Source organism: Streptomyces sp. HUAS ZL42, assembly GCF_040782645.1.
Taxonomy (GTDB): Bacteria; Actinomycetota; Actinomycetes; order Streptomycetales; family Streptomycetaceae; genus Streptomyces.
The window spans coordinates 7,050,201-7,075,165 of record NZ_CP160403.1 but is presented as its reverse complement, the minus strand read 5'-3'; the positions used below and the strand labels follow the sequence as shown (position 1 = coordinate 7,075,165).

At 70.8% G+C, this 24,965-nt stretch carries 21 protein-coding genes; 13 read left to right on the top strand and 8 right to left on the bottom strand.

The window, feature by feature from the left end:
* Positions 1-73: 73 nt before the first annotated feature.
* Together ABZO29_RS32160 and ABZO29_RS32155 are read left to right on the top strand one after the other, a co-directional pair.
* On the top strand, positions 74-2,014 hold the full coding sequence (locus tag ABZO29_RS32160) for a protease pro-enzyme activation domain-containing protein (RefSeq protein ID WP_367323678.1): 1,941 nt from the start codon (positions 74-76) through the stop codon (positions 2,012-2,014).
* An 86-nt stretch (positions 2,015-2,100) separates the two neighbouring features.
* On the top strand, positions 2,101-4,155 hold the full coding sequence (locus ABZO29_RS32155; RefSeq protein ID WP_367323677.1) for an NAD(+) synthase: 2,055 nt from the start codon (positions 2,101-2,103) through the stop codon (positions 4,153-4,155).
* 80 nt (positions 4,156-4,235) lie between these two features.
* Here ABZO29_RS32155 and ABZO29_RS32150 read toward each other — a convergent pair whose 3' ends face one another.
* The 3 genes from ABZO29_RS32150 to ABZO29_RS32140 form a co-directional block, all read right to left on the bottom strand.
* Positions 4,236-5,288: an endonuclease/exonuclease/phosphatase family protein gene (locus ABZO29_RS32150; protein ID WP_367323676.1), complete on the bottom strand. Its 1,053-nt coding sequence runs from the start codon at positions 5,286-5,288 to the stop codon at positions 4,236-4,238.
* Positions 5,289-5,483: 195 nt separating this feature from the next.
* Positions 5,484-6,104, bottom strand: a complete 621-nt coding sequence (locus tag ABZO29_RS32145; protein ID WP_367323675.1) for a TetR/AcrR family transcriptional regulator — start codon at positions 6,102-6,104, stop codon at positions 5,484-5,486.
* A 78-nt stretch (positions 6,105-6,182) separates the two neighbouring features.
* The gene (locus ABZO29_RS32140; RefSeq protein WP_367323674.1) at positions 6,183-7,772 is read right to left on the bottom strand and encodes an MFS transporter; all 1,590 of its coding nucleotides are present in this window, start codon (positions 7,770-7,772) and stop codon (positions 6,183-6,185) included.
* A 258-nt stretch (positions 7,773-8,030) separates the two neighbouring features.
* Here ABZO29_RS32140 and panB point away from each other — a divergent pair, with 258 nt between their 5' ends.
* The 3 genes from panB (at position 8,031) to ABZO29_RS32125 (ending at position 10,955) form a co-directional block, all read left to right on the top strand.
* A complete protein-coding gene (gene panB / locus ABZO29_RS32135) occupies positions 8,031-8,906 on the top strand; it encodes a 3-methyl-2-oxobutanoate hydroxymethyltransferase (RefSeq protein WP_367323673.1) in 876 nt (291 codons plus the stop codon).
* 226 nt (positions 8,907-9,132) lie between these two features.
* Complete coding sequence (locus tag ABZO29_RS32130; RefSeq protein ID WP_367323672.1) at positions 9,133-10,149, top strand: ATP-binding cassette domain-containing protein; 1,017 nt, start codon at positions 9,133-9,135, stop codon at positions 10,147-10,149.
* Positions 10,146-10,955, top strand: coding sequence for an ABC transporter permease (locus ABZO29_RS32125; RefSeq protein WP_367323671.1), 810 nt, complete (start codon positions 10,146-10,148; stop codon positions 10,953-10,955). The genes ABZO29_RS32130 and ABZO29_RS32125 overlap by 4 nt, the downstream gene beginning before the upstream one ends.
* Before the next feature lie 29 nt (positions 10,956-10,984).
* On the opposite strand, the gene ABZO29_RS32120 is transcribed toward ABZO29_RS32125, so the two are convergent.
* Positions 10,985-14,272, bottom strand: a complete 3,288-nt coding sequence (locus ABZO29_RS32120; protein ID WP_367323670.1) for a BTAD domain-containing putative transcriptional regulator — start codon at positions 14,270-14,272, stop codon at positions 10,985-10,987.
* 172 nt (positions 14,273-14,444) lie between these two features.
* Here ABZO29_RS32120 and ABZO29_RS32115 point away from each other — a divergent pair, with 172 nt between their 5' ends.
* Positions 14,445-15,245, top strand: coding sequence for a site-2 protease family protein (locus ABZO29_RS32115; RefSeq protein ID WP_367323669.1), 801 nt, complete (start codon positions 14,445-14,447; stop codon positions 15,243-15,245).
* Here the strand turns inward: ABZO29_RS32115 and ABZO29_RS32110 are convergent.
* A complete protein-coding gene (locus ABZO29_RS32110; RefSeq protein ID WP_367323668.1) occupies positions 15,235-15,423 on the bottom strand; it encodes a hypothetical protein in 189 nt (62 codons plus the stop codon). The two genes, ABZO29_RS32115 and ABZO29_RS32110, sit on opposite strands and share 11 nt — an antisense overlap.
* A gap of 52 nt (positions 15,424-15,475) precedes the next feature.
* A complete protein-coding gene (gene npdG, locus ABZO29_RS32105) occupies positions 15,476-16,189 on the bottom strand; it encodes an NADPH-dependent F420 reductase (protein WP_367323667.1) in 714 nt (237 codons plus the stop codon).
* A gap of 139 nt (positions 16,190-16,328) precedes the next feature.
* Between npdG and ABZO29_RS32100 the strand changes: the two genes are divergently transcribed.
* Both ABZO29_RS32100 and ABZO29_RS32095 read left to right on the top strand, forming a co-directional pair.
* Entirely contained in the window at positions 16,329-16,931 is a 603-nt protein-coding gene (locus ABZO29_RS32100; protein ID WP_367323666.1) for a hypothetical protein, read from the top strand.
* Between the two features lie 354 nt (positions 16,932-17,285).
* Complete coding sequence (locus tag ABZO29_RS32095; RefSeq protein ID WP_367323665.1) at positions 17,286-18,605, top strand: MFS transporter; 1,320 nt, start codon at positions 17,286-17,288, stop codon at positions 18,603-18,605.
* Here ABZO29_RS32095 and ABZO29_RS32090 read toward each other — a convergent pair whose 3' ends face one another.
* Positions 18,606-18,842 (bottom strand): hypothetical protein, encoded by a 237-nt coding sequence (locus ABZO29_RS32090; protein WP_367323664.1) that lies wholly within the window; start codon positions 18,840-18,842, stop codon positions 18,606-18,608.
* Positions 18,843-18,900: 58 nt separating this feature from the next.
* On the opposite strand from ABZO29_RS32090, the gene map reads away from it, so the two are divergent.
* Positions 18,901-19,758 (top strand): type I methionyl aminopeptidase, encoded by an 858-nt coding sequence (gene map, locus ABZO29_RS32085; RefSeq protein WP_367323663.1) that lies wholly within the window; start codon positions 18,901-18,903, stop codon positions 19,756-19,758.
* Positions 19,759-19,767: 9 nt separating this feature from the next.
* Here map and ABZO29_RS32080 read toward each other — a convergent pair whose 3' ends face one another.
* The gene (locus ABZO29_RS32080) at positions 19,768-20,412 is read right to left on the bottom strand and encodes a PhzF family phenazine biosynthesis protein (RefSeq protein ID WP_367323662.1); all 645 of its coding nucleotides are present in this window, start codon (positions 20,410-20,412) and stop codon (positions 19,768-19,770) included.
* A 270-nt stretch (positions 20,413-20,682) separates the two neighbouring features.
* On the opposite strand from ABZO29_RS32080, the gene efeO reads away from it, so the two are divergent.
* Genes efeO through ABZO29_RS32060 form a run of 4 tightly spaced genes read left to right on the top strand, consistent with a single transcriptional unit; the run spans position 20,683 to position 24,961 of the window.
* Positions 20,683-21,834, top strand: coding sequence for an iron uptake system protein EfeO (efeO, locus tag ABZO29_RS32075; RefSeq protein WP_367323661.1), 1,152 nt, complete (start codon positions 20,683-20,685; stop codon positions 21,832-21,834).
* Positions 21,835-21,856: 22 nt separating this feature from the next.
* The gene (efeB, locus tag ABZO29_RS32070; protein WP_367323660.1) at positions 21,857-23,134 is read left to right on the top strand and encodes an iron uptake transporter deferrochelatase/peroxidase subunit; all 1,278 of its coding nucleotides are present in this window, start codon (positions 21,857-21,859) and stop codon (positions 23,132-23,134) included.
* 2 nt (positions 23,135-23,136) lie between these two features.
* On the top strand, positions 23,137-24,015 hold the full coding sequence (gene efeU, locus ABZO29_RS32065) for an iron uptake transporter permease EfeU (protein WP_367323659.1): 879 nt from the start codon (positions 23,137-23,139) through the stop codon (positions 24,013-24,015).
* Positions 23,969-24,961 (top strand): hypothetical protein, encoded by a 993-nt coding sequence (locus tag ABZO29_RS32060; RefSeq protein WP_367323658.1) that lies wholly within the window; start codon positions 23,969-23,971, stop codon positions 24,959-24,961. The genes efeU and ABZO29_RS32060 overlap by 47 nt, the downstream gene beginning before the upstream one ends.
* Positions 24,962-24,965 lie beyond the last annotated feature (4 nt).

Below are 24,965 nucleotides of genomic sequence, written 5' to 3'. Positions count from 1 at the left end.
TGGCATGAACGGTTCATCGCAAGAGTGGCCACCTCGAGTGATCCACTCGCGAACGAACCGCACAGGGGGTTTTATGAGATCCAACCGCGCCAAGGTGCGCGCCGGAGTGGGCCTGGCGGCGACACTGCCCATGCTCGCGGGTGCGCTGGCGCTCGGCATACCCGCGGCGCACGCCGCGGACAACCCGAACCGTGACACGCTGGCCGGGACCAAGCCCGCGTGGGCCACGGCCAAGGCGGACAAGGGCGCGACCTCGAACAGCGCCCAGGTCTCCGCCCGGGTCTACCTCGCCGGCCGGGACGCGTCGGGCCTCGCCGCCTACGCCAGGGCCGTGTCCGACCCGAACTCCGCCGCGTACGGCAGGTATCTGAACGCCGAGCAGGCCCAGGCCCGCTTCGGCGCGACCAAGGCCCAGGTGGCCGCGGTCAGGTCCTGGCTGACGTCGGCCGGTCTGAAGGTCACGGGCGTCACGCAGCACTATGTCTCCGTCACCGGCGACGTGGCCGCCGCCGAGAAGGCGTTCGGCACCCAGCTGCACAACTTCGCCAAGGGCTCGAAGACCTACCGCGCACCGTCGACGACGACCTCCGCCCCGGAGAGCCTGAACGGCGCCGTCCTGACCGTCACCGGCCTGGACAACGCGCCGCACAAGGCGACCCACGCCGACCAACTGCCGCCTCCGGACGCCGTGTTCAAGAACTCCGGGCCGTTCTCCTCGTACTACGGCTCGAACATCGCGACCACGCTGCCGGACGCGTACGGCACGAAGATCCCGTACGCGGTGCAGGGCTACACCGGCAAGCAGCTGCGGGCCGCGTACGGCGCCGGCACCCGCACGGGCAAGGGGGTGCGGGTCGCCATCACCGACGCGTACGCCTCACCTACCATCGCCTTCGACGCGGCCACCTACGCGAAGAAGCACGGCGACGCGGCGTACACCAGCGGCCAGCTGCGCCAGGTGCTGCCCAAGAACTACACCAAGACCGACGAGTGCGGCGCCGCCGGCTGGTACGGCGAGGAGACCCTCGACGTCGAGGCCGTGCACGCGGTCGCGCCGGCCGCGCAGATCACGTACGTCGGCGCCTCGTCCTGCTACGACGACGACCTGCTCGACTCGCTCAGCAAGATCGTCGACAACCACCTCGCCGACATCGTCTCCAACTCGTGGGGCGACATCGAGGCCAACCAGACGCCGGACCTCGCGGCCGCCTACGACCAGGTCTTCCAGTTCGGCGCGGTCGAGGGCATCGGCTTCTACTTCTCCTCAGGCGACAACGGCGACGAGGTCGCGGGCACCGGGACGAAGCAGGTCGACACCCCGGCCAACTCGGCGTGGGTGACGGCGGTCGGCGGTACCTCGCTGGCGGTCGGCAAGGGCGACAGGTACCTGTGGGAGACCGGCTGGGGCACCGAGAAGGCCCTGCTGTCGGACGACGGCAAGAGCTGGGTGAACTTCCCGGGCGCCTTCACCTCGGGCGCGGGCGGCGGGACCAGCAGGACGGTCGCCGAGCCCTACTACCAGAAGGGCGTCGTCCCGAACACGCTCGCGACGGCGAACAACCCGGCCGGCAACCGCGTCGTCCCGGACATCGCGGCGATCGCCGACCCGAACACCGGCTTCAAGGTCGGCCAGACGCAGACCTTCCCGGACGGGTCGCAGCAGTACAGCGAGTACCGCATCGGCGGCACCTCGCTGGCCGCGCCGGTCATCGCGGCCGTCCAGGCCCTGGCCCAGGAGGCCCGCGGCGGCAAGCCGATCGGCTTCGCCAACCCGGCGATCTACGCCAAGTACGGGTCGAAGGTGTACCACGACGTCACGGACAACCCGACGGGCTCCGGCCTGGCGGTGGCCCGCGTCGACTTCGCGAACGGCTATGACGCGTCCGAAGGCCTGATCACCTCGGTCCGCAGCCTCGGCAAGGACAGCTCGCTGTCCGCGGTGAAGGGCTACGACGACGTGACCGGCGTGGGTTCGCCCGCGGCCGGATACGTGGAGTCGTACGGCCGCCGCTGACGACGGCACCCTGCTGATGGGGTGGCGTGGGGTATCCGACATCCCGCACCACCCCATCGTGTCGCTCTGACGATTACACTGAGCGCGTGCCTCCGTTGAACTTCTGGTCGATCTATCAGCACGGCTTCGCACGCGTCGCGGCATGTACGGGCCACACCGTCATCGCGGACCCGCATGCCAACGCCGAAGCGGTCCTGCGTCACGTGCGCCGGTGCGCCGAGGAGGGGGTGGCGGTCGCCGTCTTCCCGGAGATGGTGCTGTGCGGTTACTCGATCGAGGATCTGTTGCTGCAGGACGCGCTCCTCGACCAGGTCGAGGAGGCGCTGCAGGAGGTGGTGGCCGGCTCGGCGGACCTGCTGCCGGTGCTGGTCGTCGGGGCACCGCTGCGCCACCGCAACCGGATCTACAACTGTGCGGTGATCGTGCACCGCGGCCGCGTCCTCGGTGTCGTACCCAAGTCGTACCCGCCGAACTACCGGGAGTTCTACGAGCGCCGGCAGATCGCCGACGGCGCCGACGAGCGCGGCGGGTCGATCCGCGTCGGCGGCGAGGCCGTACCGTTCGGCGTGGATCTGCTGTTCGCGGCGGGGGACGTGCCCGGTCTCGTGCTGCACGCCGAGATCTGCGAGGACATGTGGGTGCCCGTGCCGCCCAGTGCGGAGGCGGCCCTCGCCGGAGCGACCCTCCTCGTCAATCTCTCGGGCAGCCCCATCACGGTCGGGCGGGCCGAGGACCGCAAGCTGCTGTGCCGCTCGGCGTCCTCCCGCTGCCTCGCCGCGTACGTCTACGCGGCGGCCGGCCTCGGCGAGTCGACCACCGACCTGTCCTGGGACGGCCAGGCCATGGTCTACGAGAACGGCGCGCTGCTGGCGGAGACGGAGCGTTTCCCGCTCGGCGACAGTCACGCGGTGGCCGACGTGGACCTCGACCTGCTGCGGCAGGAGCGGCAGCGGATGGGCACGTTCGACGACAACCGACGTACGCACCGCGCGCGGACCGGCGACTTCAGGACGGTCGCCTTCGAGCTCGATCCGCCGCTCACCGACCTGGGGCTGCGCCGTCGCCTGGAGCGCTTCCCGTTCGTGCCGGCCGACCCCGACCGCCTCGCCCTGGACTGCTTCGAGGCGTACAACATCCAGGTCGAGGGGCTCCAGCAGCGCCTCGCGTCGATCGGCGGCGCGAAGGTGGTCATCGGGGTGTCGGGCGGCCTGGACTCCACGCACGCGCTGATCGTCGCCGCCCGCGCGATGGACCGCGCGGGCCGCCCGCGCAGCGACATCCTGGCCTGGACCCTGCCCGGCTTCGCCACCAGCGACCACACCAAGGACAACGCCCACAAGCTGATGAACTCGCTCGGCGTCACCGCGGCCGAGCTGGACATCACGCCGACCGCACGGCTGATGCTCAAGGAGATGGGCCACCCGTTCGCCTCCGGCGAGCCCGTGTACGACGTCACCTTCGAGAACGTTCAGGCCGGACTGCGCACCGACTACCTGTTCCGGCTCGCCAACCAGCGCGGCGGCATCGTCCTCGGCACCGGCGACCTCTCCGAACTGGCCCTCGGCTGGTCCACGTACGGCGTGGGCGACCAGATGAGCCACTACAACGTCAACTCGGGCGTGCCGAAGACGCTGATCCAGCATCTGATCCGCTGGGTCATCAGCAGTGGCCAGTTCGACGACGAGACCGGCAAGACGCTCGCGGCGATCCTCGACACGGAGATCAGCCCGGAACTCGTGCCGGGCGAGGAGATGCAGTCCACCGAGTCCAAGATCGGCCCGTACGCGCTGCACGACTTCACCCTCTTCCACGTGCTGCGGTACGGCTTCCGGCCGTCGAAGATCGCCTTCCTGGCCTGGCACGCCTGGCACGACCCGGAGGCCGGCGCCTGGCCGCCGAACTTCCCGGAGGCCAAGCGGGTCGCGTACGACCTGCCCGAGATCCGGCAGTGGCTGGAGGTCTTCTGCCGTCGCTTCTTCGCGTTCGCGCAGTTCAAGCGGTCGGCCATGCCGAACGGGCCGAAGGTCTCGGCCGGCGGTTCGCTCTCACCGCGCGGCGACTGGCGCGCACCGTCCGACAGTTCGGCACGGGCCTGGCTGCGCGACCTCGCCCGCTTCGACATCCCTGAGGCGGGACGGTGACCGCGCCGATCACGGACGGCCGGCGCGGGTGGGTCTGACCGGCGACCGGGGGCTCCGCCCCGGCCCTCCGTGCCCATGCGTCACGACGCCGACGTATCGACCTTCACACGCGCCACCACCGGCAGATGGTCACTGCCCGTCTCCGGCGCCGTCCACGAGCTCATCGGCTCGACGCCCTGGACCAGGATCTGGTCGATCCGCGCCATGGGGAACGACGCCGGCCAGCTGAAGCCGAAGCCGCTGCCCGCCGCGCCCTGGGTGGAGCGCATCTGGGAGGTGACCGCGTTGAGGGCGCGGTCGTTCATCGTGCCGTTCAGGTCGCCGAGCAGGATCTTCCTGGGGAGCTTCTCGTCGGCGATGGCCTCGCCCAGCGCGTCCGCGCTCTTGTCGCGCTGCCGGGCGGTGAAGCCGGCCTCCATCTTCACGCGGACCGACGGGAGATGGGCGACGTACACCGCGACCTGGCCCTCTGGTGTCGTCGCCGTGGCGCGCATGGCGCGGGTCCAGCCCAGCTTGATGTCGACCGGCTTCGCGCCGCTCAGCGGGTACTTGCTCCACAGCCCGACCGTGCCCTGCACCGAGTGGTACCGGTAAGTCGACGCCAGCGCCTTCTCGTACACGGGAACCGCCGAGGCCGTCAGCTCCTCCAGTGCCAGCACGTCCGCGCCGGAGGCGGCCACGTCACGGGCGGTGCCGGACGGGTCGGCGTTCTCGGCGTTGACGTTGTGCGTGGCCACCGTGAGGTCGCCGCCGGGGCCCGTCTTGTCGCCGAGCAGCCCGCCGAAGAGGTTCAGCCACACGATCACCGGCAGCAGCGTCGCGAGCAGCGCGGTCGCGGACCTGCGCAGCAGGGCCAGGAGGAGAAGGAGCGGGATCAGCAGGCCCAGCCAGGGCAGGAAGGTCTCGGTGAGACTGCCGAGGTTGCCGTACCGGTTCGGGATGCGCGAGTGCAGCAGCATCACCAGGGCGAGGAGCACGGCGATCGCGGCGAGGGCGATGCCGCGGCGCCAGATTCCGGGGTCGCCGCGCCAGCCGGTGACCAGGCGGTTCGTCAGGCGCCGGAGCCGGTGACCCCGCTGCTCGTCCGCCGAGCCGCCGCCGTCCGTCTCCGTCACGTACGCCTGCTGCGCCATACCGTCGCCTCACTACCTGCCGTGCACACCGTCGTCCCCCGGGTACGACCCTAGGGGATGATCGGTTCCGTTCGTGCCGTCCTGCGACGGCCGTACTGGCACGAGGACGTGGAAGGCGGCGTTCGGAGTTCCGAACAAGGCGTGGTGGATGTGCTCTGTGACGAAACGCGCACATTGGGGAGCGCTCCCGCCCGCCTACGAACTGACGGGCCGTAGTCCCTCGAGCAGGGTGTCGACGATCTGCTCCGACATGCCGTCCGGGAGTTCGGCGTCCGGGCGCAGGACGGAGCGCACCAGCATGGGGCCGACGAAGAGGTCGTTGACGAGTTCGAGGTCGATGTCCTGCCGCAGTTCCCCGTTCTCCCGGCCGCGGCGCAGGACTTCCAGGCCGAGTCTGCGCTGCGGGGCGATCACGGTCGCGTCGTAGGCGTTCCAGATCCTGGGGCTGCTCTTCATCTGGGCGTGGACGTTGCGCAGGATCGCCGACTGCCGTCTGGCCAGGCCGCGCTGCCGGAACGTCTCGAGCAGCACGACCAGGTCGTCGCGCATCGAGGTGCCGGGCAGTTCGGGGTCGTCGGGCTCGACGGAGCGCACCACGTCGACGAAGAGTTCCTCCTTGCCGCTCCAGCGGCGGTAGATGGTGGCCTTGCCGACGCCCGCGGTGCGGGCGATGCGCTCGATGGAGAGCTCGGCGAGCGGCACGCCGTCCTCCAGGAGCTTCATCGTGCCCTCCAGGATGGCCCGTTCCGCGGCCTCGCTGCGGGGGCGCCCCTTGGCGCCGCCTTCCGGGCGGGGCCGGCTGCCGGCAAGACTCACTTCAGTCCGTCCCTTCGTTGTACCGGGGGAAATTCTCCCCCCCGAGTACGGCAGTGCGGCTCGAGGCAGGCTGAACCACTACTCCCCCGCGGTCACCAACGCGGCCTCCTCCTGGTCCTTCTGACGGGCCGGCGCCTTCCCAGGCAGGAACAGCGCGAGCACGACCGCGCCGATCACCGCCACACCGGCTCCGCACAACGCGGTGACGTGCATCGCGTGCAGGAAGGCGTCGTTGGCGGGCGCGACGAGGGACTCGCCCTGCTTGCCGAGTTTCGCAGCGACTCCCAGCGTGGCCTCGATGGACTCTCCGGCCGTGTCGCGCAGGGAGGGGGGCACCACGCCCAGCTTGTCCTCGATGCCCGAGCGGTACGCCGTGGACAGCGCCGAGCCGAGCACGGCGATGCCCAGGGCGCCGCCGACCTGGCGGAAGGTGTTGCTGAGCGCGGAGGCCGAGCCGGCCTTCTCGCGGGGCAGGGCCTGCATGATGACGACGCTGGTCGGGGTCATGATGTGCGCCATGCCGGTGCCCATGAGGAAGAAGACGACCTCCAGGACCCAGATCGGCGTGTCCTTGTCCAGCGTGGCGAACGCGCTCAGCGTCGCGGCGCAGAGCAGCATGCCGCCGGTGGTCGTCGCCTTGTTGCCGAAGCGGTCGACCAGGAGCCGGGCGCGCGGCGCGAAGATCAGCTGGGCGGCGGCCAGCGGCAGCATCAGCAGGCCGGTCTGCAGCGGCGAGTAGCCGCGCACGGTCTGGGTGTAGAAGACGGAGAAGAAGGTCACGCCCATCAGCGCGAAGAAGACCAGGGCCAGGGCGGCGATCGCGGCCGAGAAGACCTTGTTCTTGAAGTACGTGACGTCGATGGAGGGGTGGTCGCTGCGCTTCTCGAACACGACGAACGCGACGAGGACGGCGAGACCGGCGGCGATGGTCGACAGCACGGTCACGTCCGTGAAGTCGGCCAGTTCGCCGCCCTTGATGATGCCGTAGACGAGCAGGACCAGGCCCACGACGGACAGCGCGACGCCGACGGGGTCGATCCGCCCGGGGTGGGGGTCGCGGGAGTCGGGCACCAGCCACAGCATCAGCCCGATCGCGAGGATCACGATCGGCACGTTGACGAGGAAGACCGAGCCCCACCAGAAGTGGTCGAGCAGTACACCACCGGTGATGGGCCCGATGGCGATGGCGAGGCCCACGCCGCCCGCCCAGAGGCCGATGGCCTTGGGCTGCTCCTCGCGCTCGAAGACGTTCATGAGGACGGCGAGGGTGGCCGGCATGACGAAGGCGGCACCGAGGGCCATCAGGGCACGGAAGGCGATGAGCTGGCCGGGCGAGCCGGACTCGGCGGCGAGGGCCGAGCCGATGCCGAACACCGCGAGGCCGCCGAGCAGAACCTTCTTGCGGCCGATGCGGTCGCCGAGCAGGCCGGCGGTGAACAGCAGTCCCGCGAAGACGAGGGTGTAGGAGTTGATCGCCCACTCCAGCTCGCTCTGGGTGGCGCCGAGGCCGGTCGGGGCCGGGGTCGAGATCGTCTTGATGGCGACGTTCAGGATCGAGTTGTCGAGCACCACGATCAGCAGGCTCAGCATCAGGACGCCGAGGATCGCCCAACGACGCCGGTGCACCGCTTCCGGGACCCGGGAGGCAGGGACGGCAGGAGTAGTCATACGGTCGAGCCTAGGCGCATTTCGATACGGAACCGTCTCGTATCGGAATCCTTTGCAGAGACCTTAAGACCTTTACCGCGACCTTAAGAACGGACCTGGGCCATGGGACGTACGACGGGCCCGGGCGTACGACGTCGGTCTCGGCGAGTGACCGAAGTCCCGTGTCCCGGTCTGGCCGCGCGTGGCACGAGGTGCCACCATGGAGACGGTCCGGGGACGCCGTCAGGGCGCCTCGAGATGACGTAAGGAGCCGTTGCAATGACGCAGCTTTCGGCTGCCCGCACTGCGCAGAACAGGCCCTCCGACGGCAGCAAGGCGCTGTACGGGGGGAAGGGCACCCGTCGTATCACCGTGCGCGACATCGCCGCAGCCAAGGAGCGCGGCGAGAAGTGGCCCATGCTCACCGCGTACGACGCGATGACCGCGTCCGTCTTCGACGAGGCCGGGATCCCGGTGATCCTGGTCGGCGACTCGGCGGGCAACTGCCACCTCGGGTACGAGACCACCGTGCCCGTCACCCTCGACGAGATGACCATGCTGTCGGCGGCGGTCGTGCGCGGCACCCAGCGCGCCCTGATCGTCGGCGACCTCCCCTTCGGCTCGTACCAGGAGGGGCCGGTACAGGCGCTGCGCTCGGCGACGCGGCTGGTGAAGGAGGCCGGCGTCGGCGCGGTGAAGCTGGAGGGCGGTGAGCGCTCGCACCGCCAGATCGAGCTGCTGGTGGAGTCCGGCATCCCGGTCATGGCGCACATCGGGCTGACCCCGCAGTCGGTGAACGCGATGGGCTACCGGGTGCAGGGCCGGGGCGACGAGGCGGCGGCGCGGCTGCTGCGGGACGCGAAGGCCGTGCAGGACGCGGGCGCGTTCGCGGTCGTCCTGGAACTGGTTCCGGCGGAGCTCGCCGCGGAGGTCACGCGTCTGCTGCACATCCCGACGGTCGGGATCGGGGCGGGCGCGGAGACGGACGCGCAGGTGCTGGTCTGGACGGACATGCTGGGGCTGACGTCCGGGCGGGTGCCGAAGTTCGTGAAGCAGTACGCCAATCTGCGCGAGGTCATGGGCGACGCGGTCAAGGCGTTCGCGGAGGACGTCGTCGGCGGGACGTTCCCGTCGGAGGAACACTCCGTCCACTGAGGCCATAGCGGCACGCAGGCAGCCCGCCGATCATCCCCCGTCGGCGGGCTGCTGCCTTTGCGCCTAAGCCGGCGCCGCTCTCGCGGACGTGGTTGCTCGTCGTCGTGGTTCCTCAATTGATGGTTACGGCCGTCGTCGGGGAAAGATTCCGTGCTGTCGGTCGGGTGTTGGCGAATGTCGGTGGCCTGTCGGTGGTTTGTAGGTGGGCGCTGACACCGTCTTCCCCATGACGCGAATCGACAAGAACCCCGACGCGGCGGTGACCGTGCGAGGGCTGGTCAAGCACTACGGCGAGACCAAGGCGCTGGACGGCGTCGACCTGGACGTGCGCGAGGGCACCGTCATGGGGGTGCTCGGGCCGAACGGGGCCGGGAAGACCACCCTCGTCCGGATCCTGTCCACGCTGCTCGCCCCCGACTCCGGCCAGGCGGTCGTCGCCGGCTACGACGTCGTACGGCAGCCCCGCCAGCTGCGCCGGGTGATCGGACTCACCGGCCAGTACGCCTCCGTGGACGAGAAGCTCCCCGGCTGGGAGAACCTGTATCTCATCGGGCGCCTGCTCGACCTGTCCCGCAAGGACGCCCGCGCCCGCGCCGACGAACTGCTGGAGCGGTTCTCGCTCACCGAAGCCGCCAGGCGCCCGGCGGCCACGTACTCCGGCGGTATGCGACGGCGCCTCGACCTCGCCGCCTCGATGATCGGGCGTCCGGCCGTGCTGTACCTCGACGAGCCGACCACCGGACTCGACCCACGCACCCGAAACGAGGTGTGGGACGAGGTCAAGACCATGGTGGGAGAGGGCGTGACCGTGCTCCTCACCACCCAGTACATGGAGGAGGCCGAGCAGCTCGCCTCCGAGCTGACCGTCGTCGACCGGGGCAAGGTCATCGCGGGCGGCGCCATCGACGACCTGAAGGCCAAGGTGGGCGGGCGCACTCTGCGCATCCGGCCCGCCGATCCGCTGCGGCTGCGGCCGCTCGCCCGCGACCTCGACGAACTCGGCATCACCGGGCTCGCCGCGACCACGGTGGACACCGCGAGCGGCTCCGTCCTCGTGCCGATCCTCAGCGACGAGCAGCTCACCGCCGTCACCGGCGCGGTCGTCGCGCGCGGTATCACCCTCTCCTCGATCAGCACCGAACTGCCCAGCCTGGACGAGGTGTTCCTGTCCCTCACCGGCCACCGCGCGAGCACCCCGCAGGACGCCGCGCCCACCGACACCCGCGAGGAGGTCGCCGTATGAGCGCCGCCACCATCACCGCTGCCGACGCCCGTATTTCCCTGCGCGGCCATCTGCGTCACACCGGCGCCCTCATCCGCCGCAATCTGCTGTGGATCCGGCAGGACCCGGAGTCGATGTTCGACGCCGTCCTGTTCCCGGTCATCTTCACCCTGCTGTTCGTGTACGTCTTCGGCGGCTCCATCGGGCAGTCGCTCGGCGGCGGGCAGGAGGCGTACGTGCAGTACGTCGTGCCCGGACTGATGGCCATGATGGGCATGAACATGGCCCAGGGGGTCGGCACCGGCTTCAACACCGACTTCAACAGCGGTGTCATGGACCGGTTCCGGTCGCTGCCGATCGGGCGCGGCTCCGTGCTGTTCGCCAAGATCGTGGTGGAGCTGATGCGGATGCTGTTCGCGACCGCGGTCCTCATGGTCGTCGGCGTCCTCGTCGGCTTCGACATCACCAACTGGCCCGGACTGTTCGCCTCCGTGGGCCTGTCCGCGGTGTTCGGCTCGGCGCTGATGTGGGTGTTCCTCACCCTCGGCGTGGTGATGAAGAGCGCGCAGTCCGTGCAGGCGATGGGCTTTCTGGTGCTGATGCCGCTGCAGTTCGGCTCGTCGATCTTCGCACCGACCCAGTCGATGCCGGGCTGGCTGCAGAACTTCACCGACTACAACCCGCTGTCCTCGCTCGCGGACGCCGCGCGCGGGCTTATGGTGGGCGGCCCGGTCGCGCACGGTCTGTGGGTGACGCTCGGCTGGTCGGTGGCGCTCACGGCGGTGATGGCGCCGTTCGCGATCCACAAGTTCCGCACCAAGACCTGACCATCCGGCGGACGTTTCGTCGGTACGCGTCAGACCAGGGCGGCGGCCTCCTCCGGGGAGAGGCCGCCGCCCTCGGCGTACGCGGCCTCGTACGCCTCGTCGCCGAGCGCGGTGCGCGTCCGCCGCACGGCCCGGTCGTGCGCCTCACGTTCCAGGGTCGAGCGGATGTGACTGGGCGGCAGCAGTGCGTCGGCGGCGCCGAGGCAGCGGGCGGCGTCGTGGGCGCGGCTGCCGCCGTCGGCACTGGCGAGGGCCATCGCGGCGATGGCCAGATACGTGGAACGCATGTGCGGGGCGATGGCCTCGGACAGCGGGTCACCGGCTCGCGCCAGTGCCTGCCTCACCTTGTCCAGGCACTCCTCGTACCGGCCGTCGGCGGCCTCCACCCAAGCCTCCGAGCCGAGGATGAAGGCGTCGAAGATGACGAAGTGCGCGATCTTGAACTGCTCACGCAGCAGCCGCAGTTGTTCGCGCGCCTCCGGGATCCGGTCGGTCATGACGAGCCAGGCGGCCAGGAACATCCGGGCGGCGGGCATCGCCTCGTTGCTCGTGCCGTCCTTCCGGGCTATCACGTCGCGCAGCAGGCGCTCGCCGCGCTCGGCCTCGCCCGCCTCCAGGAGCGCGGATCCCAGCCGGGCACCCAGCACCGCCATCTGAGCGCGGGCGCCGATCCGTTCGGCGTGCTCGATCGCGGCCTCGTAGTCGGCGGCGGCCAGCCGCCACTCGCCCTTGCGCTCGTGGGCCTCACCGCGCGCGGACAGCGACTCGGCGGTTCCCCACTGGTCCCCGAGCCTGCGGTAGATCTCCAGTGCCTCCTCGGCGTCGCGGGTCGCGTCGCCCGCCCAGTCGCTGCGGTTGGCGTGGATGTTGGCGCGCCACTGCAGCGCGGCGGCGAGCTCCCACTCGTACGCGGGCGTGGAACGGCAGGTGCGCACGGCGGCGTCCAGGACCCTTCGCACCAGGTCCATGTCGCCGCTGAGCATGACGGCGAAGAACCAGAGGGAGCCGGGCGCCCGGCAGGTCTGCGGGAGACCGGGCTCGTAGGTCTGCGCGATGATGCCCAGCCTCGCCTGTGCCTCCGGGGTCTGCCAGGCGTCCAGTTCGGTGTCCATGCCGGCGATCTCCACGAGGTGCAGACCGCGCCGGGCTTCGTCGAGGACCTCGCCGGTCCACGGGGGCGGGGTGTCCGTACAGCGCTCCCACACCGGGGCGGCGGGCCGCGCGGGCTCGGCGAAGGGGTCGGGGCCGAGGGGCTGGACCTCGCGTGACCAGTTGCGGGCCTCGATGCGCAGGTCGCGCATCTGCCAGTACCAGGCAAGCGACAGGATCAGGCAGATCGCCTCCTGCTCGTCGCGCTCGGCGACGGCGTGGCGCAGCGCGGTGCGCAGGTTCTCGTACTCGCGCTCCAGGAGGTGGATGGCGGCGAGCTGTCCGGCACCGCGCAGCAACGGGTCGGTGGTGCGGGCGAGTTCGCGGTAGTACGTGAGGTGGGTACGCTCGGTCTCCGTGCGCAGGCCGGACTCCTCCAGCCGCTCGGCCGCGTACTCGGCGACGGTTTCGAGGAGCCGGTAGCGCATGCATCCGTCGCCCGAAGGAGCCGCCACGACCAGGGACTTGTCGACGAGCGAGCCGAGCGCCTCGAGCGCGACCGGGCCGCACACGGCCTCGGCGGCGGGAAGGTCGCAGCCGCCCGCGAAGACCGACAGCCGCCGCAGCACGTCCCGTTCGTCCTCGTCGAGCAGGTCCCAGGACCAGTCGACGACGGCCCGCAGTGTCTGCTGGCGGGGCAGGACGGTGCGACTGCCGGAGGTGAGGAGGCGGAAGCGGTCGTCGAGCCGGTCCGCTATCTGACGCGGCGTCAACATGCGGAGGCGGGCGGCCGCGAGCTCGATCGCGAGGGGCAGTCCGTCGAGGCGCCGGCAGATCTCCGCGCACGCCTCCGGATCGTCCTCCGTACGGAATCCGGCCTTCGCCGCCGCTCCGCGGTCGGCGAGCAGCCGCAGTGCGACCGGCTCGGGCAGCGGCTCCACCGGACGCAGCAACTCCCCTGGTACGCCGAGGGGTTCACGGCTGGTGGCGAGCACCGTCAGTTCCGGACAGCGCTCCAGCAGCTCCTCGACGAGCCGCGCGGCCGCGTCGACGACATGCTCGCAGTTGTCGAGGACGATCAGCATGCGGCGCCTGGCGCAGTGCTCGACGAGGCGTTCGACGGGGTCGTCGTGGCGCTCGTTCCCGGCCCGCATCGCCTCCGCTCCGGCGCCGTACAGGACGGTCTCGCGTGCTCCCACGGCGGTGAGCACGGCCTCCGGTACGGCTTCCGGGTCGTCGACGGGCGCGAGTTCGGCCAGCCAGACGCCGTCCCGTGCCGCGTACCGTACGGTCTCCGCGGCCTCCTGCGACAGCCGCGTCTTGCCGGCCCCGCCGGGCCCGAGCAGCGTGACGAGCCGAGCCGCCGCGATGTCACCCCGGATGGCCTCGATGTCGGCCTCCCGGCCGACGAAGGAGGTGAGACGAGCGCGGAGGTTACCCGGCGTCTTCAGGGTCTCACCGGCGTTCGGCGCCTGCGGCGGCGTCGGAGCCTGCGCGGGCCCCGGGCTGAGCAACTCCGCGTGCAGCGCGCGCAGTTCCGGCCCCGGGTCGGACCCCAGCCGGTCCGCCAGCAGATGCCGTACGTCCTCGTAGGCGGCCAGCGCCTCCGCGGTGCGGCCGGCGTCGCGCAGGGCGCGCAGGCGCAGGACCTGCAGGGGTTCGTCCAGGGGGTGACCGTCGCACAGGGCGGTCAGTTCGGGCAGGGACTGTTCGGCGTGGCCGAGGGCGAGGGCGGCGGTGTGGCGGGCGCGGAGCGCGTCGAGGCGCCGGGTCTCCCAGCGGGCCGCCTCCGCGGTGCGGTCGGGCAGGTCGGCGAGGGCGGGGCCGCGCCACAGGGCGAGCGCGTCGTCGAGGACGACGGCCGCCTTGGCGGGGTCGCCGTCGGCGAGGGCGCGGGTGCCGTCGGCGGTGAGCCGCTCGAAACGGTGCAGGTCGACGTCGTCGGGGGCGGCGGCGAGCCGGTAGCCGCTGTCCACGGAGGCGACGGCGTCCGCGCCGAGGACCCGGCGCAGCCGCCCGATCAGCGCCTGCAGGGCGCCCGGGGCGTCGGCGGGCGGATCCTCGTCCCACACCTCCTCGACCAGCAGGGACGCGGGCACGGTGCGACCGGCCCGCAGCGCCAGCACGGTCAGCAGAGCCCGCAGCCGCGCCCCGCCGATCGCGAGCGGGGTGCCGTCGGGGCGGAGTACCTGAGTGGTGCCGAGGATGCGATAGCGCACGGGGTCCATTGTCTCTGTAGGGGTCGGGGCAGGTCACGGGGATCGGGCGGTGCGGCGCCGTCCCATCCCCGTGCAGTCACCTTCTTAGGAACCGATGGCCCTCCGCGAGACGTTTTCCCGTACGCCCCCGCCCGGTACGGTCGGGCAGGCCACCGCGTGCACGCAGAGCTCAGGGAGCCCCATGACCACCGCCACCACCACCCGCCACAGCGACCGCCGGATCAGTCCCGTCTTCGTCGGGATCCTGGCCGTCACCGCGGTCACGGGCTGGGCGACCTGGACCGGCTTCGCCGAGCAGCCGGGCATCGCCGTGTTCCTGTTCGTGACGGCCGCCTGGATCGTCTCGCTCTGCCTGCACGAGTACGCGCACGCGCGCACCGCACTGCACAGCGGCGACATCTCGGTCGGCGCGAAGGGCTATCTGACGCTGAACCCGATGAAGTACACACACGCATTGCTCAGCATCGTGCTGCCCGTGATCTTCGTGATCATGGGCGGGATCGGGCTCCCGGGCGGTGCCGTCTTCATCGAGCGCGGCCGTATCCGGGGACGGTGGCGGCACAGTCTCATCTCCGCCGCCGGGCCGCTGACGAACATCCTGTTCGCGGCCGTGTGCACAGCGCCGTTCTGGCTGGACGCGCTGGACGGCGTGCCGAACGAGTTCCGGTTCGCGCTGGCGTTCCTCGCCATGCTCCAGGTGACCGCGGCGATCCTGAACTTCCTGCCGGTGCCGGGCCTGGACGGCTACGGCGTGATCGAGCCCTGGCTGTCGTACAGCATCAGGCGCCAGGTGGAGCCGTTCGCACCGTTCGGCCTGCTGTTCGTGTTCGCGCTGCTGTGGATCCCGTCGGTGAACCGTGAGTTCTTCGACGTGATCGACTCGGTGCTCCAGTCGCTGGGCGTCGATCCGGGTGCGGTCACCTGCGGGCAGTGGCTGTACCGCTTCTGGGAGGGCACCCCGGAGCTGTGCGTCAGCCGGTGAGGGACCCGCGCCCGGCCGGGCTCTTTCCACGCTTCAGGTAGTACCAGCACATGTTGGACGACAGCCCCGCAAGCAGCACCCACACGACGCCCAGCCAGCTGCCCTGGACGAACGAGACGACGGCCGCGGCCACGGAGAGCACACAGACGATCAGGGCGTAGAGGGCAAGGCGGGGCATGGCTTCGGCTCCTGTCGGGGGACACTGCTGGACACCAGTGTCCCCCATGGGCTCACACGTCGGTGATCCGCAGTCCGGCGTGCGCCTTGTAGCGGCGGTTCACGGAGATCAGGTTGGCGACCAGCGACTCCACCTGGTGGGCGCCTCGCAGCCGGCCCGCGAAGATGCCGCGCATACCGGGGATACGGCCGGCCAGCGCCTGGACGATCTCCACGTCGGCGCGCTCCTCGCCGAGGACCATGACATCCGTGTCGATCTCCTCGATCTCCCGGTCCATCAGCAGCACCGCCGACAGGTGGTGGAAGGCGGCCGTGACCCGCGAGTCCGGCAGCAGGGCGGCGGCCTGCTCGGCGGCGCTGCCCTCCTCCGGCTTCAGCGCGTACGCGCCCTTCTTGTCGAAACCGAGCGGGTTGACGCAGTCGACGACGAGCTTGTCGGCGAGCTCCTCGCGCAGCGACTCGAGGGTCTTGCCGTGACCTTCCCAGGGCACGGCGACGATCACGATGTCGCTGCGGCGCGCGGTCTCGGCGTTGTCGGCGCCCTCGACACCGTGCCCGAGCTCGTCGGCGGCGGCCTGGGCGCGCTCCGCGGCCCGCGAGCCGATGATCACCTTCTGGCCGGCCCTGGCGAGCCGGTAGGCGAGGCCCTTGCCCTGCGGCCCGGTCCCGCCGAGCACGCCGACGACGAGCCCGGAGACGTCGGGGAGGTCCCACGGGTCCTTGGCGGGGGCCTTCGCGGGGGTCTGTGCACTGTCGGTAGAGGTCATGAGCCGACTTTACGATCCTCTCGGCGGCCCCAAGGGATCAGGTGAGGCGGCTCACGGGCGGTGGCGTCGTTCCCCAAGTCGGGCGAATTCGGGGTGAATGCCGGATCACGAGGGGTGGATTGCGGCAGTATGCGCTGGCATGGATGCCGTACGAGTCGCTTTGTTGCGCGAAGTGCTCGCCGGAACCGAGTGGTTGGGGGCCACGCGGCGGTTCGCGGGGGTGCTGCGCGGGTCCGTGGTGTCGCACGGGGGCGGGCTGCTGCTGGTCGGCACGCCGGAGTACGAGCCGTGGCATCTGGCCGCCCACCTGGTGGACGAGGCAGCGTGGTCGGGGACGCCCGAGCTCGCCCCGACGCTTGTACGGCATGACGCGCGCCCCTCGGATCCGGCGCATCTGGCGGTCGGGCCGGGGCGGTTGGAGGCGGCGCGACGCGACGAGACGCTGCTGGTGGTCGCACCCCGGGGGCCAGCCGCTCCCCTGCTGGAACGGGTGCACGACGCCCGGAGGGCCGGGTTGACGGTGCTGGCGCTCGGCTGCGGTGACGGGGAGCTGGCGGGACTGGCGCACGAGACGCTGGCGGTGCCGGACGGCTCCGAGCTGGACCTCGACACCGTTCAGCACCTGGTGAGCGCGGCGGCCGGGGAGAACGCGGTTCCGCATCCGCGGGGGCGCCGACGATTCCGGGACCGCTTGTCGAGGCTGGCGGAGTCGTTGACGGCACCGCCGCCTGCCCGCTGGTGAGTCTCCCACCCACCCGTCTCGGTCGGTTCACTGCCTTCGGCAGGACAGCGAGCGGCTGCGCGGCCGCAGGCCCGCGGCGTGCGCGCCCGCCCCGCGCCGGGTTCCTGCTTCGGGCAGACCCGCCTCCCGCAGTGCGGGCGCGCTCGCGATCCACCCCAGGCAAGTGCTCTCCGCAGGCGGGCGCGCGCCTCCCTGCGTCCGCACCCCACCCGCGAGCCCCCTCCCTCCCCGGACCACCTCGCGCCGCAGACCGGCATACCGCTACCCCGCAACCGCCCCGCCCCGCCCCGACTCCGGCCCCGCCCTGAAAAAAGCAGTTGCCCCTCCGTCGCCCCCGTCCGACCATGGCCCCTCGTGACCGACGACGCCCCCAGCCAGTCCCCCCAAGCGCCGCCCACCGGGCTGCGTTCATTTCTCCCCGACCTTGCGCCCTGGCGGGGTTCGGTGGACTTCCGGAAGTTGTGGTTGTCGGGGCTGATCTCGAACTTCGGAAGTTTTCTGACGTTCGTCGCGCTGCCGGTGCAGATCAAGGACCTCACCGGGTCCGCCGCGGCGGTCGGGGCGATCGGGGCCGTGGAGCTGGTGCCGCTGGTGGTGTTCGGGCTGTACGGGGGTGCGCTCGCCGACGCGCTCGACAAGCGGACGCTGATCGTGTGGACGGAGGCCGGCCAGGGGCTGCTCAGCGCGGTGCTGCTGGTGAACGCCCTCGTCCCGACCCCGGCCGTCTGGCCGCTGTACGTCGTCGCCGCCCTGTCCTCCGCCCTCGTCTCCGTCCAGCGTCCCGCGCTCGACTCGCTGTGGCCGCGGATCGTGGCCCACGAGCACATGCCGGCCGCGGCCTCGCTGAACTCCCTGCGCTGGACGGTCGGCGGCGTCGCGGGCCCGGCCCTGGCGGGCGTGGTCGTGGCGTACGCGGGGCTCGGCTGGGCGTACGGCGCGGACCTCGTCACCTTCGTCGTCTCCGTCGCCCTCGTCGTACGCATCGCCTCCTCCCCCGCCTCCCACGAGGCCGCGAAACCGTCGCTCAGGTCGATCGCCGAGGGCGCCCGGTACGCCTGGAGCCGCAAGGAACTCCTCGGCACCTACGCCGTCGATCTCGCCGCGATGTTCCTGGCGATGCCCCTCGCCGTGCTGCCGTTTCTCGCGGACGAACTGGACGCCGAGTGGTCGCTGGGCCTGATGTACGCGACGGTTCCGGCCGGGTCGCTGCTGGTGAGCCTGACCAGCGGCTGGACCTCGCGGGTGCACCGGCACGGGCGGATGGTGGTGCTGTCGGCCGCGCTGTGGGGTGTGGCCATCGCTGGCGCGGGCGTCGTGGGCAACCTGTGGCTGGTGCTGCTGTTCCTGACCGTGGCCGGCGGTTGCGACATGGTCAGCGGCATCTTCCGCGGGGCCATGTGGAACCAGACGATCCCGGACGAGCTGCGCGGCCGCCTCGCCGGGATCGAGCTGCTGTCGTACTCGGTGGGGCCGACCCTCGGCCAGGTCCGCTCCGGCGGTTTCGCCGCGTGGTGGGGGGTGCGGGCGTCCGTCTGGTCGGGCGGGCTGCTGTGCGCGGGCGCGGTGGGGCTGCTGGCGCTGTGCCTGCCGAAGCTGATGACCTACGACGTGCGGACGAACGAGCACGCGGCGCGGCTGCGCGAGCAGCGCGCCGCAACTGTCGTGGAGGCCTGATCAGTCGTCGTCCGTGCCGCCGCCCGCGGGGGCGTCGTGCCACTTGGGGTCGTTCTCCCACTGGACGTTGCGCTCGCGGGCGGTCTCCATCGCGTGCTCGGCCTCCTGACGGGAGGCGTACGGACCGAAGCGGTCCTTGGCCGGGCACTCCGGCCCCTCCTCGACCTTCTTGTGCTCCAGGCAGTAGTACCACTCGCCCGGCTTCCCGACCGTCCGCTTCTTCTTGAACAAGGCCATGACCGGCTCCTCTCGCCACGGACATGTTCCCCCACGGTCGCTGGTTAGACTCGCTGGCATGTCTGGCCAGTCGCTGCTCGTTCCAGGGGAGCTGTCCCCCACCCGTTCCGTACCCGGAAACATCCGCCGTCCCGAGTACGTCGGAAAGCCCGCGCCGACGCCGTACACGGGCCCGGAGGTGCAGACCCCGGAGACCGTCGAGGCGATGCGCGTGGCGGGCCGGATCGCCGCGCGGGCGATGGCGGAGGCGGCGAAGCTGATCGCACCGGGTGTGACCACGGACGAGCTGGACAAGGTGGCGCACGACTACATGTGCGACCACGGCGCCTACCCGTCGACGCTCGGCTACCGGGGCTTCCCGAAGTCCCTGTGCACCAGCGTCAACGAGGTGATCTGCCACGGCATCCCGGACTCGACGGTCCTGCGCGACGGCGACATCGTCAACCTCGACGTGACGGCGTACATCGGCGGGGTGCACGGCGACAACAACGCGACGTACCTGGTCGGGGACGTCGACGAGCAGAGCCGGCTCCTGGTGGAGCGCACGCGCGAGTCGCTGAGCCGTGCGATCAAGGCGGTCAAGCCGGGCCGGCAGATCAACGTGATCGGCCGGGTCATCGAGTCGTACGCCAAGCGCTTCGGCTACGGAGTCGTCCGCGACTTCACCGGCCACGGGATCAACTCCTCCTTCCACTCCGGCCTGATCATCCCGCACTACGACAGCCCGCACGCGACGACGGTCATGCAGCCCGGCATGACGTTCACGATCGAGCCGATGCTGACGCTCGGGACGCACGAGTACGACATGTGGGACGACGGGTGGACGGTCGTCACGAAGGACCGGATGCGGACGGCGCAGTTCGAGCACACGCTGGTGGTCACGGAGACGGGCGCGGAGATCCTGACGCTGCCGTAGGGCCGTCCCTCAGCGCTCCAGGAAGACCCGCCCGCCGATCTCCACCCAGCCGTACGGCTGGGGTGCCGTGAGGATCTGCGATCCCGCGCCCTGCGTGATGTTGAGCGCCCGCCCCAGCCGTTCGGTCAGCAGCAGCGCCGCCGCCCCCGTGGCCTCGTCCTCGTCGATGCCGTCGTCGCGGCCGGGGAAGGCGCGGGCGCGGACGCGGCCCGCCGCCTCGTCCTCCCATGCCCAGGCATAGACCCACTCACCCGGCGGCGGAACCGGCAGATCGTCGACCTCCGCGGCGGTGGCGTACTGGCGGAGCGTGCGCGGCGGAGCCCACTCCGCCCGTGCCTCGATCCAGCTGAACTCTCCGTCCAGGCGGGTTCCGACGACTCCGGCGGGCGTGACGAGTTCGGGGACGTCGAGCAGCCAGGCCGTGCCGACGCAGGGGTGCCCGGCGAAGGGCAGACGCAGGGTGGGCGTGTAGATGTCGATGATCCCGCGCTCGGGGTCGTCGACGAACACCGTCTCGCTGAAGCCGAGTTTCGCGGCGAACGCCTGCCGCTCGTCCGCGTCCGGCATCACCGAGCCGTCGCGGACGACGCCCAGTTCGTTGCCGTAGCCGCCGTTCGGCGCGCAGAAGACGCGAAGCACGTCGTAGTCAGTCACTCCGGAATTGAAGCATTCGGCGCCGACACGCCGCCGCCCGCCGCCCAGCCCGCCACCGGCCCGCGAAGCGGAATCTTTGAATTTCCTTTGACCGTTTCTTGGGGTCCGGTTTGAGCCACCGTGATCAGCTCGTGCTCTTACAGCGTCTATGAGAGGTGAATCACGGCATCGACGGGTATCACGCAGGTAAGCCTTAGATAAGTTAGGCGAGCCTCACCAATCCTTGGTGAGCCCGGTCACGTGATTTTTCAGCCAGCCTCGGGAGCCCGAATGCGAGCCGCCAGACTCTCCGTCGTCACCGCCGTCGCCACTGCGGCGGCACTGACCGCCGTCACCGGCTGCACCGAGAAAAGCGACGCCAAGGACGGCGACCGCGTCATCAACGTGACGGCCACCGACAGCAAGTGCGAGACGTCCAAGAAGGAGATCTCCGCCGGGCACGTCGAGCTGGCGATCGAGAACAAGGGCTCCAAGGTCACCGAGGTCTACATCCTCTTCCCCGACGACCGGGTCGTCACCGAGCGCGAGAACATCGGCGCCGGCACCAAGCAGCGCGTCACCGCCGAGGTGAAGGCCGGCGACTACCAGATCGCCTGCAAGCCGGGCATGAAGGGCGACGGCATCCGTCAGGACCTCAAGGTCACCGGGGGCACCGCCGCCAAGCGCGACCCGCGTCTGGACAAGGCCGTCGCCGCCTACCGGGCCTACGTGGAGGAGCAGGCCGAGGAGACACTGCCGCTGGCGGAGACCTTCGCCAAGGCCGTCAAGGCCGGCGACATCGAGGCGGCCAAGAAGGCCTACGCGCCCTCCCGCATCGGCTGGGAGCGCACCGAGCCGGTCGCCGAGTCCTTCGGCGACATCGACCCGAAGGTCGACGTCCGCGAGGACGGCCTGGAGGACGGCCAGGACCCGGCCAAGGACTGGACCGGCTGGCACCGCCTGGAGAAGGCCCTCTGGCAGGACAAGAAGATCACCGACCGCGAGAAGCAGCTCGCCGACCAGCTGATCACCGACCTCGAGGACTGGGAGGAGCGGGTCGGCAAGGCGGAGATCACCCCGACCTCCATGGCCAACGGCGCCAAGGAGCTCCTCGACGAGGTCGCCACCGGCAAGGTCACCGGCGAGGAGGAGCGCTACTCGCACACCGACCTGGTCGACTTCAAGGCCAACGTCGAGGGCGCGCAGAAGTCGTACGAGCTGCTCAAGGCCGTCGCCCAGGAGAACGACGCGGCGCTGGTCACCGAGCTGGACAAGCAGTTCGCCACGCTGAACGCGCTGCTCGACAAGTACCGGGCGAACAAGACGTCGTACGACTTCACCTCCTACGACAAGGTCGGCGAGGCCGACCGCAAGCAGCTGTCGGACGCGGTCAACGCACTGGCGGAGCCGCTGTCCAAGCTCGCCGCCGCCGTCGTGAAGTAACCGATCGAGGGGTCACCACACCATGACGGACACGAACACGAACACGGACGCCACCGACGCCGCCGTCGCGAAGGCGCCCACCCGGCGTGCGCTGATCGGCTGGGGCGGGGCCGGGCTCGCGCTCGGTGCCGCCGCGGCCGGCGGCGCGGCGGCGATGGCCCGCACCGGCAACGACGTGGACCCGGCGGCCGCCGAGGCGGGCGCCGCGATCGCCTTCCACGGGCCGAACCAGGCGGGCATCTCCACGCCGGTGCAGGACCGGCTGCACTTCGCCGCGTTCGACGTGACCACCGACGACCGCGCCGAGTTCGTCCAGCTGCTGAAGGACTGGACCGAGGCGGCACGGCGGATGACGGCGGGGCACCCGGTGGGCGAGGGCGCGTTCGGCGGTCTGGCCGAGGCTCCGCCGGACGACACCGGCGAGGCGCTGGGCCTCAAGCCGTCGCGGCTGACGTTGACGATCGGGTTCGGGCCGTCGCTGTTCGCCAAGTTCGGCCTGCAGAACCAGCGGCCCGAGGCGCTCGTCGACCTGCCGAAGTTCCCCGGCGACAACCTCGACAGGGCCCGCAGCGGCGGCGATCTGTGCATCCAGGCCTGCGCGGACGACCCGCAGGTCGCGGTGCACGCGGTCCGCAACCTCGCCCGGATCGGCTTCGGCAAGGTCGTCATCCGCTGGTCCCAGCTCGGCTTCGGCAAGACGTCGTCCACCACGCCCGAGGCGCAGACCCCGCGCAACCTGATGGGCTTCAAGGACGGCACCCGCAACATCGCGGGCACGGAGACGGCCCGGCTGAAGAAGTTCGTGTGGGTGGACGAGAAGGCCGGCCCCGACTGGATGGTGGGCGGCTCGTACCTGGTCGCCCGCCGTATCCGTATGCACATCGAGACCTGGGACCGTACCTCCCTGCAGGAGCAGGAGGACATCTTCGGCCGCGACAAGGGCGAGGGCGCCCCCGTCGGCAAGGCCAAGGAGCGCGACGAGCCGTTCCTGAAGGCGATGAAGCCCGACGCGCATGTGCGGCTCGCGCACCCCGACGCCAACCACGGGGCGACGATCCTGCGCCGCGGCTACTCCTTCACCGACGGCACGGACGGCCTGGGCCGGCTGGAGGCGGGCCTGTTCTTCCTGGCGTACCAGCGGGACGTCCGGGAGGGCTTCATCCGCATCCAGACCAATCTGGCCACCGACGCGCTCAACGAGTACATCCAGCACGTGGGTTCGGCGCACTTCGCGGTCCCGCCCGGCGTCCGTGACAAGGACGACTGGTGGGGAAGCACGCTGTTCTCCAAGGAGGCGTAGCCGTGTTCTCCAACTATCTGATCGGTCTGCGGGAGGGCCTGGAGGCCAGCCTCGTCGTCTGCATCCTGATCGCCTATCTGGTCAAGACGGGCCGCCGGGACGCCATCAGGCCGATATGGATCGGCATCGGCGTCGCGGTCGCGCTCGCCCTGGGCTTCGGCTCCGCGCTCGAATTCGGCTCCCAGGAGCTGACGTTCGAGGCGCAGGAGGCACTCGGCGGCTCACTGTCGATCGTCGCGGTGGGCCTGGTGACCTGGATGGTCTTCTGGATGCGGCGCACCGCCCGGCACCTGAAGGCGGAACTGCACGGCAAGTTGGACGCGGCCCTGCAGATGGGCACGGCCGCGCTGGTCGCCACCGCCTTCCTGGCCGTCGGCCGGGAGGGCCTGGAGACGGCGCTGTTCGTATGGGCGTCGGTGCACGCGGCGAGCGACGGCACCCCGCGCCCGCTGATCGGTGTGGCGCTGGGCCTGGCGACGGCGGTGTTCCTCGGCTGGCTGTTCTACCGGGGCGCGCTGAAGATCAACCTGGCCAAGTTCTTCACCTGGACGGGTGGCATGCTGGTCGTGGTCGCGGCCGGTGTGCTGGCGTACGGCTTCCACGATCTGCAGGAGGCCGACTGGCTGCCCGGCCTGACCGACAAGGCCTTCGACATCAGCGGCGCGATCCCGCCGGACAGTTGGTACGGCACGCTCCTGAAGGGCGTGTTCAACTTCCAGCCCGACCCGACCGTCCTCCAGGTCACGGTGTGGCTGCTGTACCTGGTCCCGACGCTCGCGCTGTTCCTCTCCCCGGTAGGGTTCGCCTCCGGGAAGGGGAAGGTGAAGACACCTGATGACCAGGGATCGCAGCCCTCGAAGGCTCCGCAGGCGCGACCGTAACGCACTCATTGCCGCCTCGCTGACCGCTTTGTCGCTGACGACGAGCGGTTGCGTGGTGGTGCACGGGGAGCGTGAGGTGCTCCCGGCCACCACGCAGCCGGAGGCCGCGAAGGCACTGAAGCAGTTCACGAGCGCGTACAACGCGGCCGACAAGGCGTACGACGCTTCCCTGGACGCCGACTACACGACCGGGGCCCTCGGAGACATCGACGGGGCCCGCCTGAAGGCGGGTCACGCCCTCAGCCCGGAGGGCAACGCCCGGCATTCTCCGCTGGAGTTGACGGACGCGAAGTACACGATCCCGAAGAAGGCGGGGTGGCCGCGCTGGTTCGTCGCCGACGCGAAGGCCAACAAGGGCGGCGACGCGCGCTGGCTGCTGGTGTTCGTGCGGAACGACCTGTCCGAGCCGTGGCAGGTGTCGTATCTGACGCTGGTGTCCCCGGACGCCGTACCGCAGTTCAAGAAGGACAAGGACGGCTGGGCCGAGGCCGTCCCCGCGAACTCCACCGAACTGGCCGCCAGGCCTGCCGACTTGAGCAAGCAGTACGCGACGTACCTGAAGAGCGGCGGGACGACCTTCGCGGCCGGCCCGCACACCAGCGCGCGGCGCACGGCGCGCGCGAAGAACGCCACCAAGCCGGGTCTGGTCACGCAGTACATCGACTCGCCGCTGGCGAACGGCGACTACGCGCCGCTGGCCCTGCGCACGGCGGACGGCGGCGCGCTGGTCTTCTTCACCACGCACCACTTCGTGAAGCAGACGGCCGCGGCGGGTGCGTCGGTGCCCACCCCGAACAAGAGCGTGCAGGCCCTGACGAAGGGCGAGATCAAGCAGTCCCTGACGATGGAGTTCGTCTCCAACGAGGTGGCGCTGGATCCGGCGAAGGGCTCGAAGGTGTCGGTGCTGGGCCGGGTGGAGGGCTTGACGGCGGCGCAGGGCGAGTAGTGCC

Bases quoted from the DNA above. Each gene is read 5' to 3' on its own strand.
- ABZO29_RS32150 (WP_367323676.1), bottom strand. From the start codon at position 5,288: ATGGCGCAGCAGGCGTACGTGACGGAGACGGACGGCGGCGGCTCGGCG.
- ABZO29_RS32120 (WP_367323670.1), bottom strand. From the start codon at position 14,272: ATGGACCCCGTGCGCTATCGCATCCTCGGCACCACTCAGGTACTCCGC.
- efeB (WP_367323660.1), top strand. From the start codon at position 21,857: ATGACGGACACGAACACGAACACGGACGCCACCGACGCCGCCGTCGCG.
- efeO (WP_367323661.1), top strand. From the start codon at position 20,683: ATGCGAGCCGCCAGACTCTCCGTCGTCACCGCCGTCGCCACTGCGGCG.
- panB (WP_367323673.1), top strand. From the start codon at position 8,031: ATGACGCAGCTTTCGGCTGCCCGCACTGCGCAGAACAGGCCCTCCGAC.
- map (WP_367323663.1), top strand. From the start codon at position 18,901: ATGTCTGGCCAGTCGCTGCTCGTTCCAGGGGAGCTGTCCCCCACCCGT.
- ABZO29_RS32140 (WP_367323674.1), bottom strand. From the start codon at position 7,772: ATGACTACTCCTGCCGTCCCTGCCTCCCGGGTCCCGGAAGCGGTGCAC.
- ABZO29_RS32110 (WP_367323668.1), bottom strand. From the start codon at position 15,423: ATGCCCCGCCTTGCCCTCTACGCCCTGATCGTCTGTGTGCTCTCCGTG.
- ABZO29_RS32125 (WP_367323671.1), top strand. From the start codon at position 10,146: ATGAGCGCCGCCACCATCACCGCTGCCGACGCCCGTATTTCCCTGCGC.
- npdG (WP_367323667.1), bottom strand. From the start codon at position 16,189: ATGACCTCTACCGACAGTGCACAGACCCCCGCGAAGGCCCCCGCCAAG.
- ABZO29_RS32130 (WP_367323672.1), top strand. From the start codon at position 9,133: ATGACGCGAATCGACAAGAACCCCGACGCGGCGGTGACCGTGCGAGGG.
- ABZO29_RS32100 (WP_367323666.1), top strand. From the start codon at position 16,329: ATGGATGCCGTACGAGTCGCTTTGTTGCGCGAAGTGCTCGCCGGAACC.
- ABZO29_RS32115 (WP_367323669.1), top strand. From the start codon at position 14,445: ATGACCACCGCCACCACCACCCGCCACAGCGACCGCCGGATCAGTCCC.
- ABZO29_RS32160 (WP_367323678.1), top strand. From the start codon at position 74: ATGAGATCCAACCGCGCCAAGGTGCGCGCCGGAGTGGGCCTGGCGGCG.
- ABZO29_RS32060 (WP_367323658.1), top strand. From the start codon at position 23,969: ATGACCAGGGATCGCAGCCCTCGAAGGCTCCGCAGGCGCGACCGTAAC.
- ABZO29_RS32090 (WP_367323664.1), bottom strand. From the start codon at position 18,842: ATGGCCTTGTTCAAGAAGAAGCGGACGGTCGGGAAGCCGGGCGAGTGG.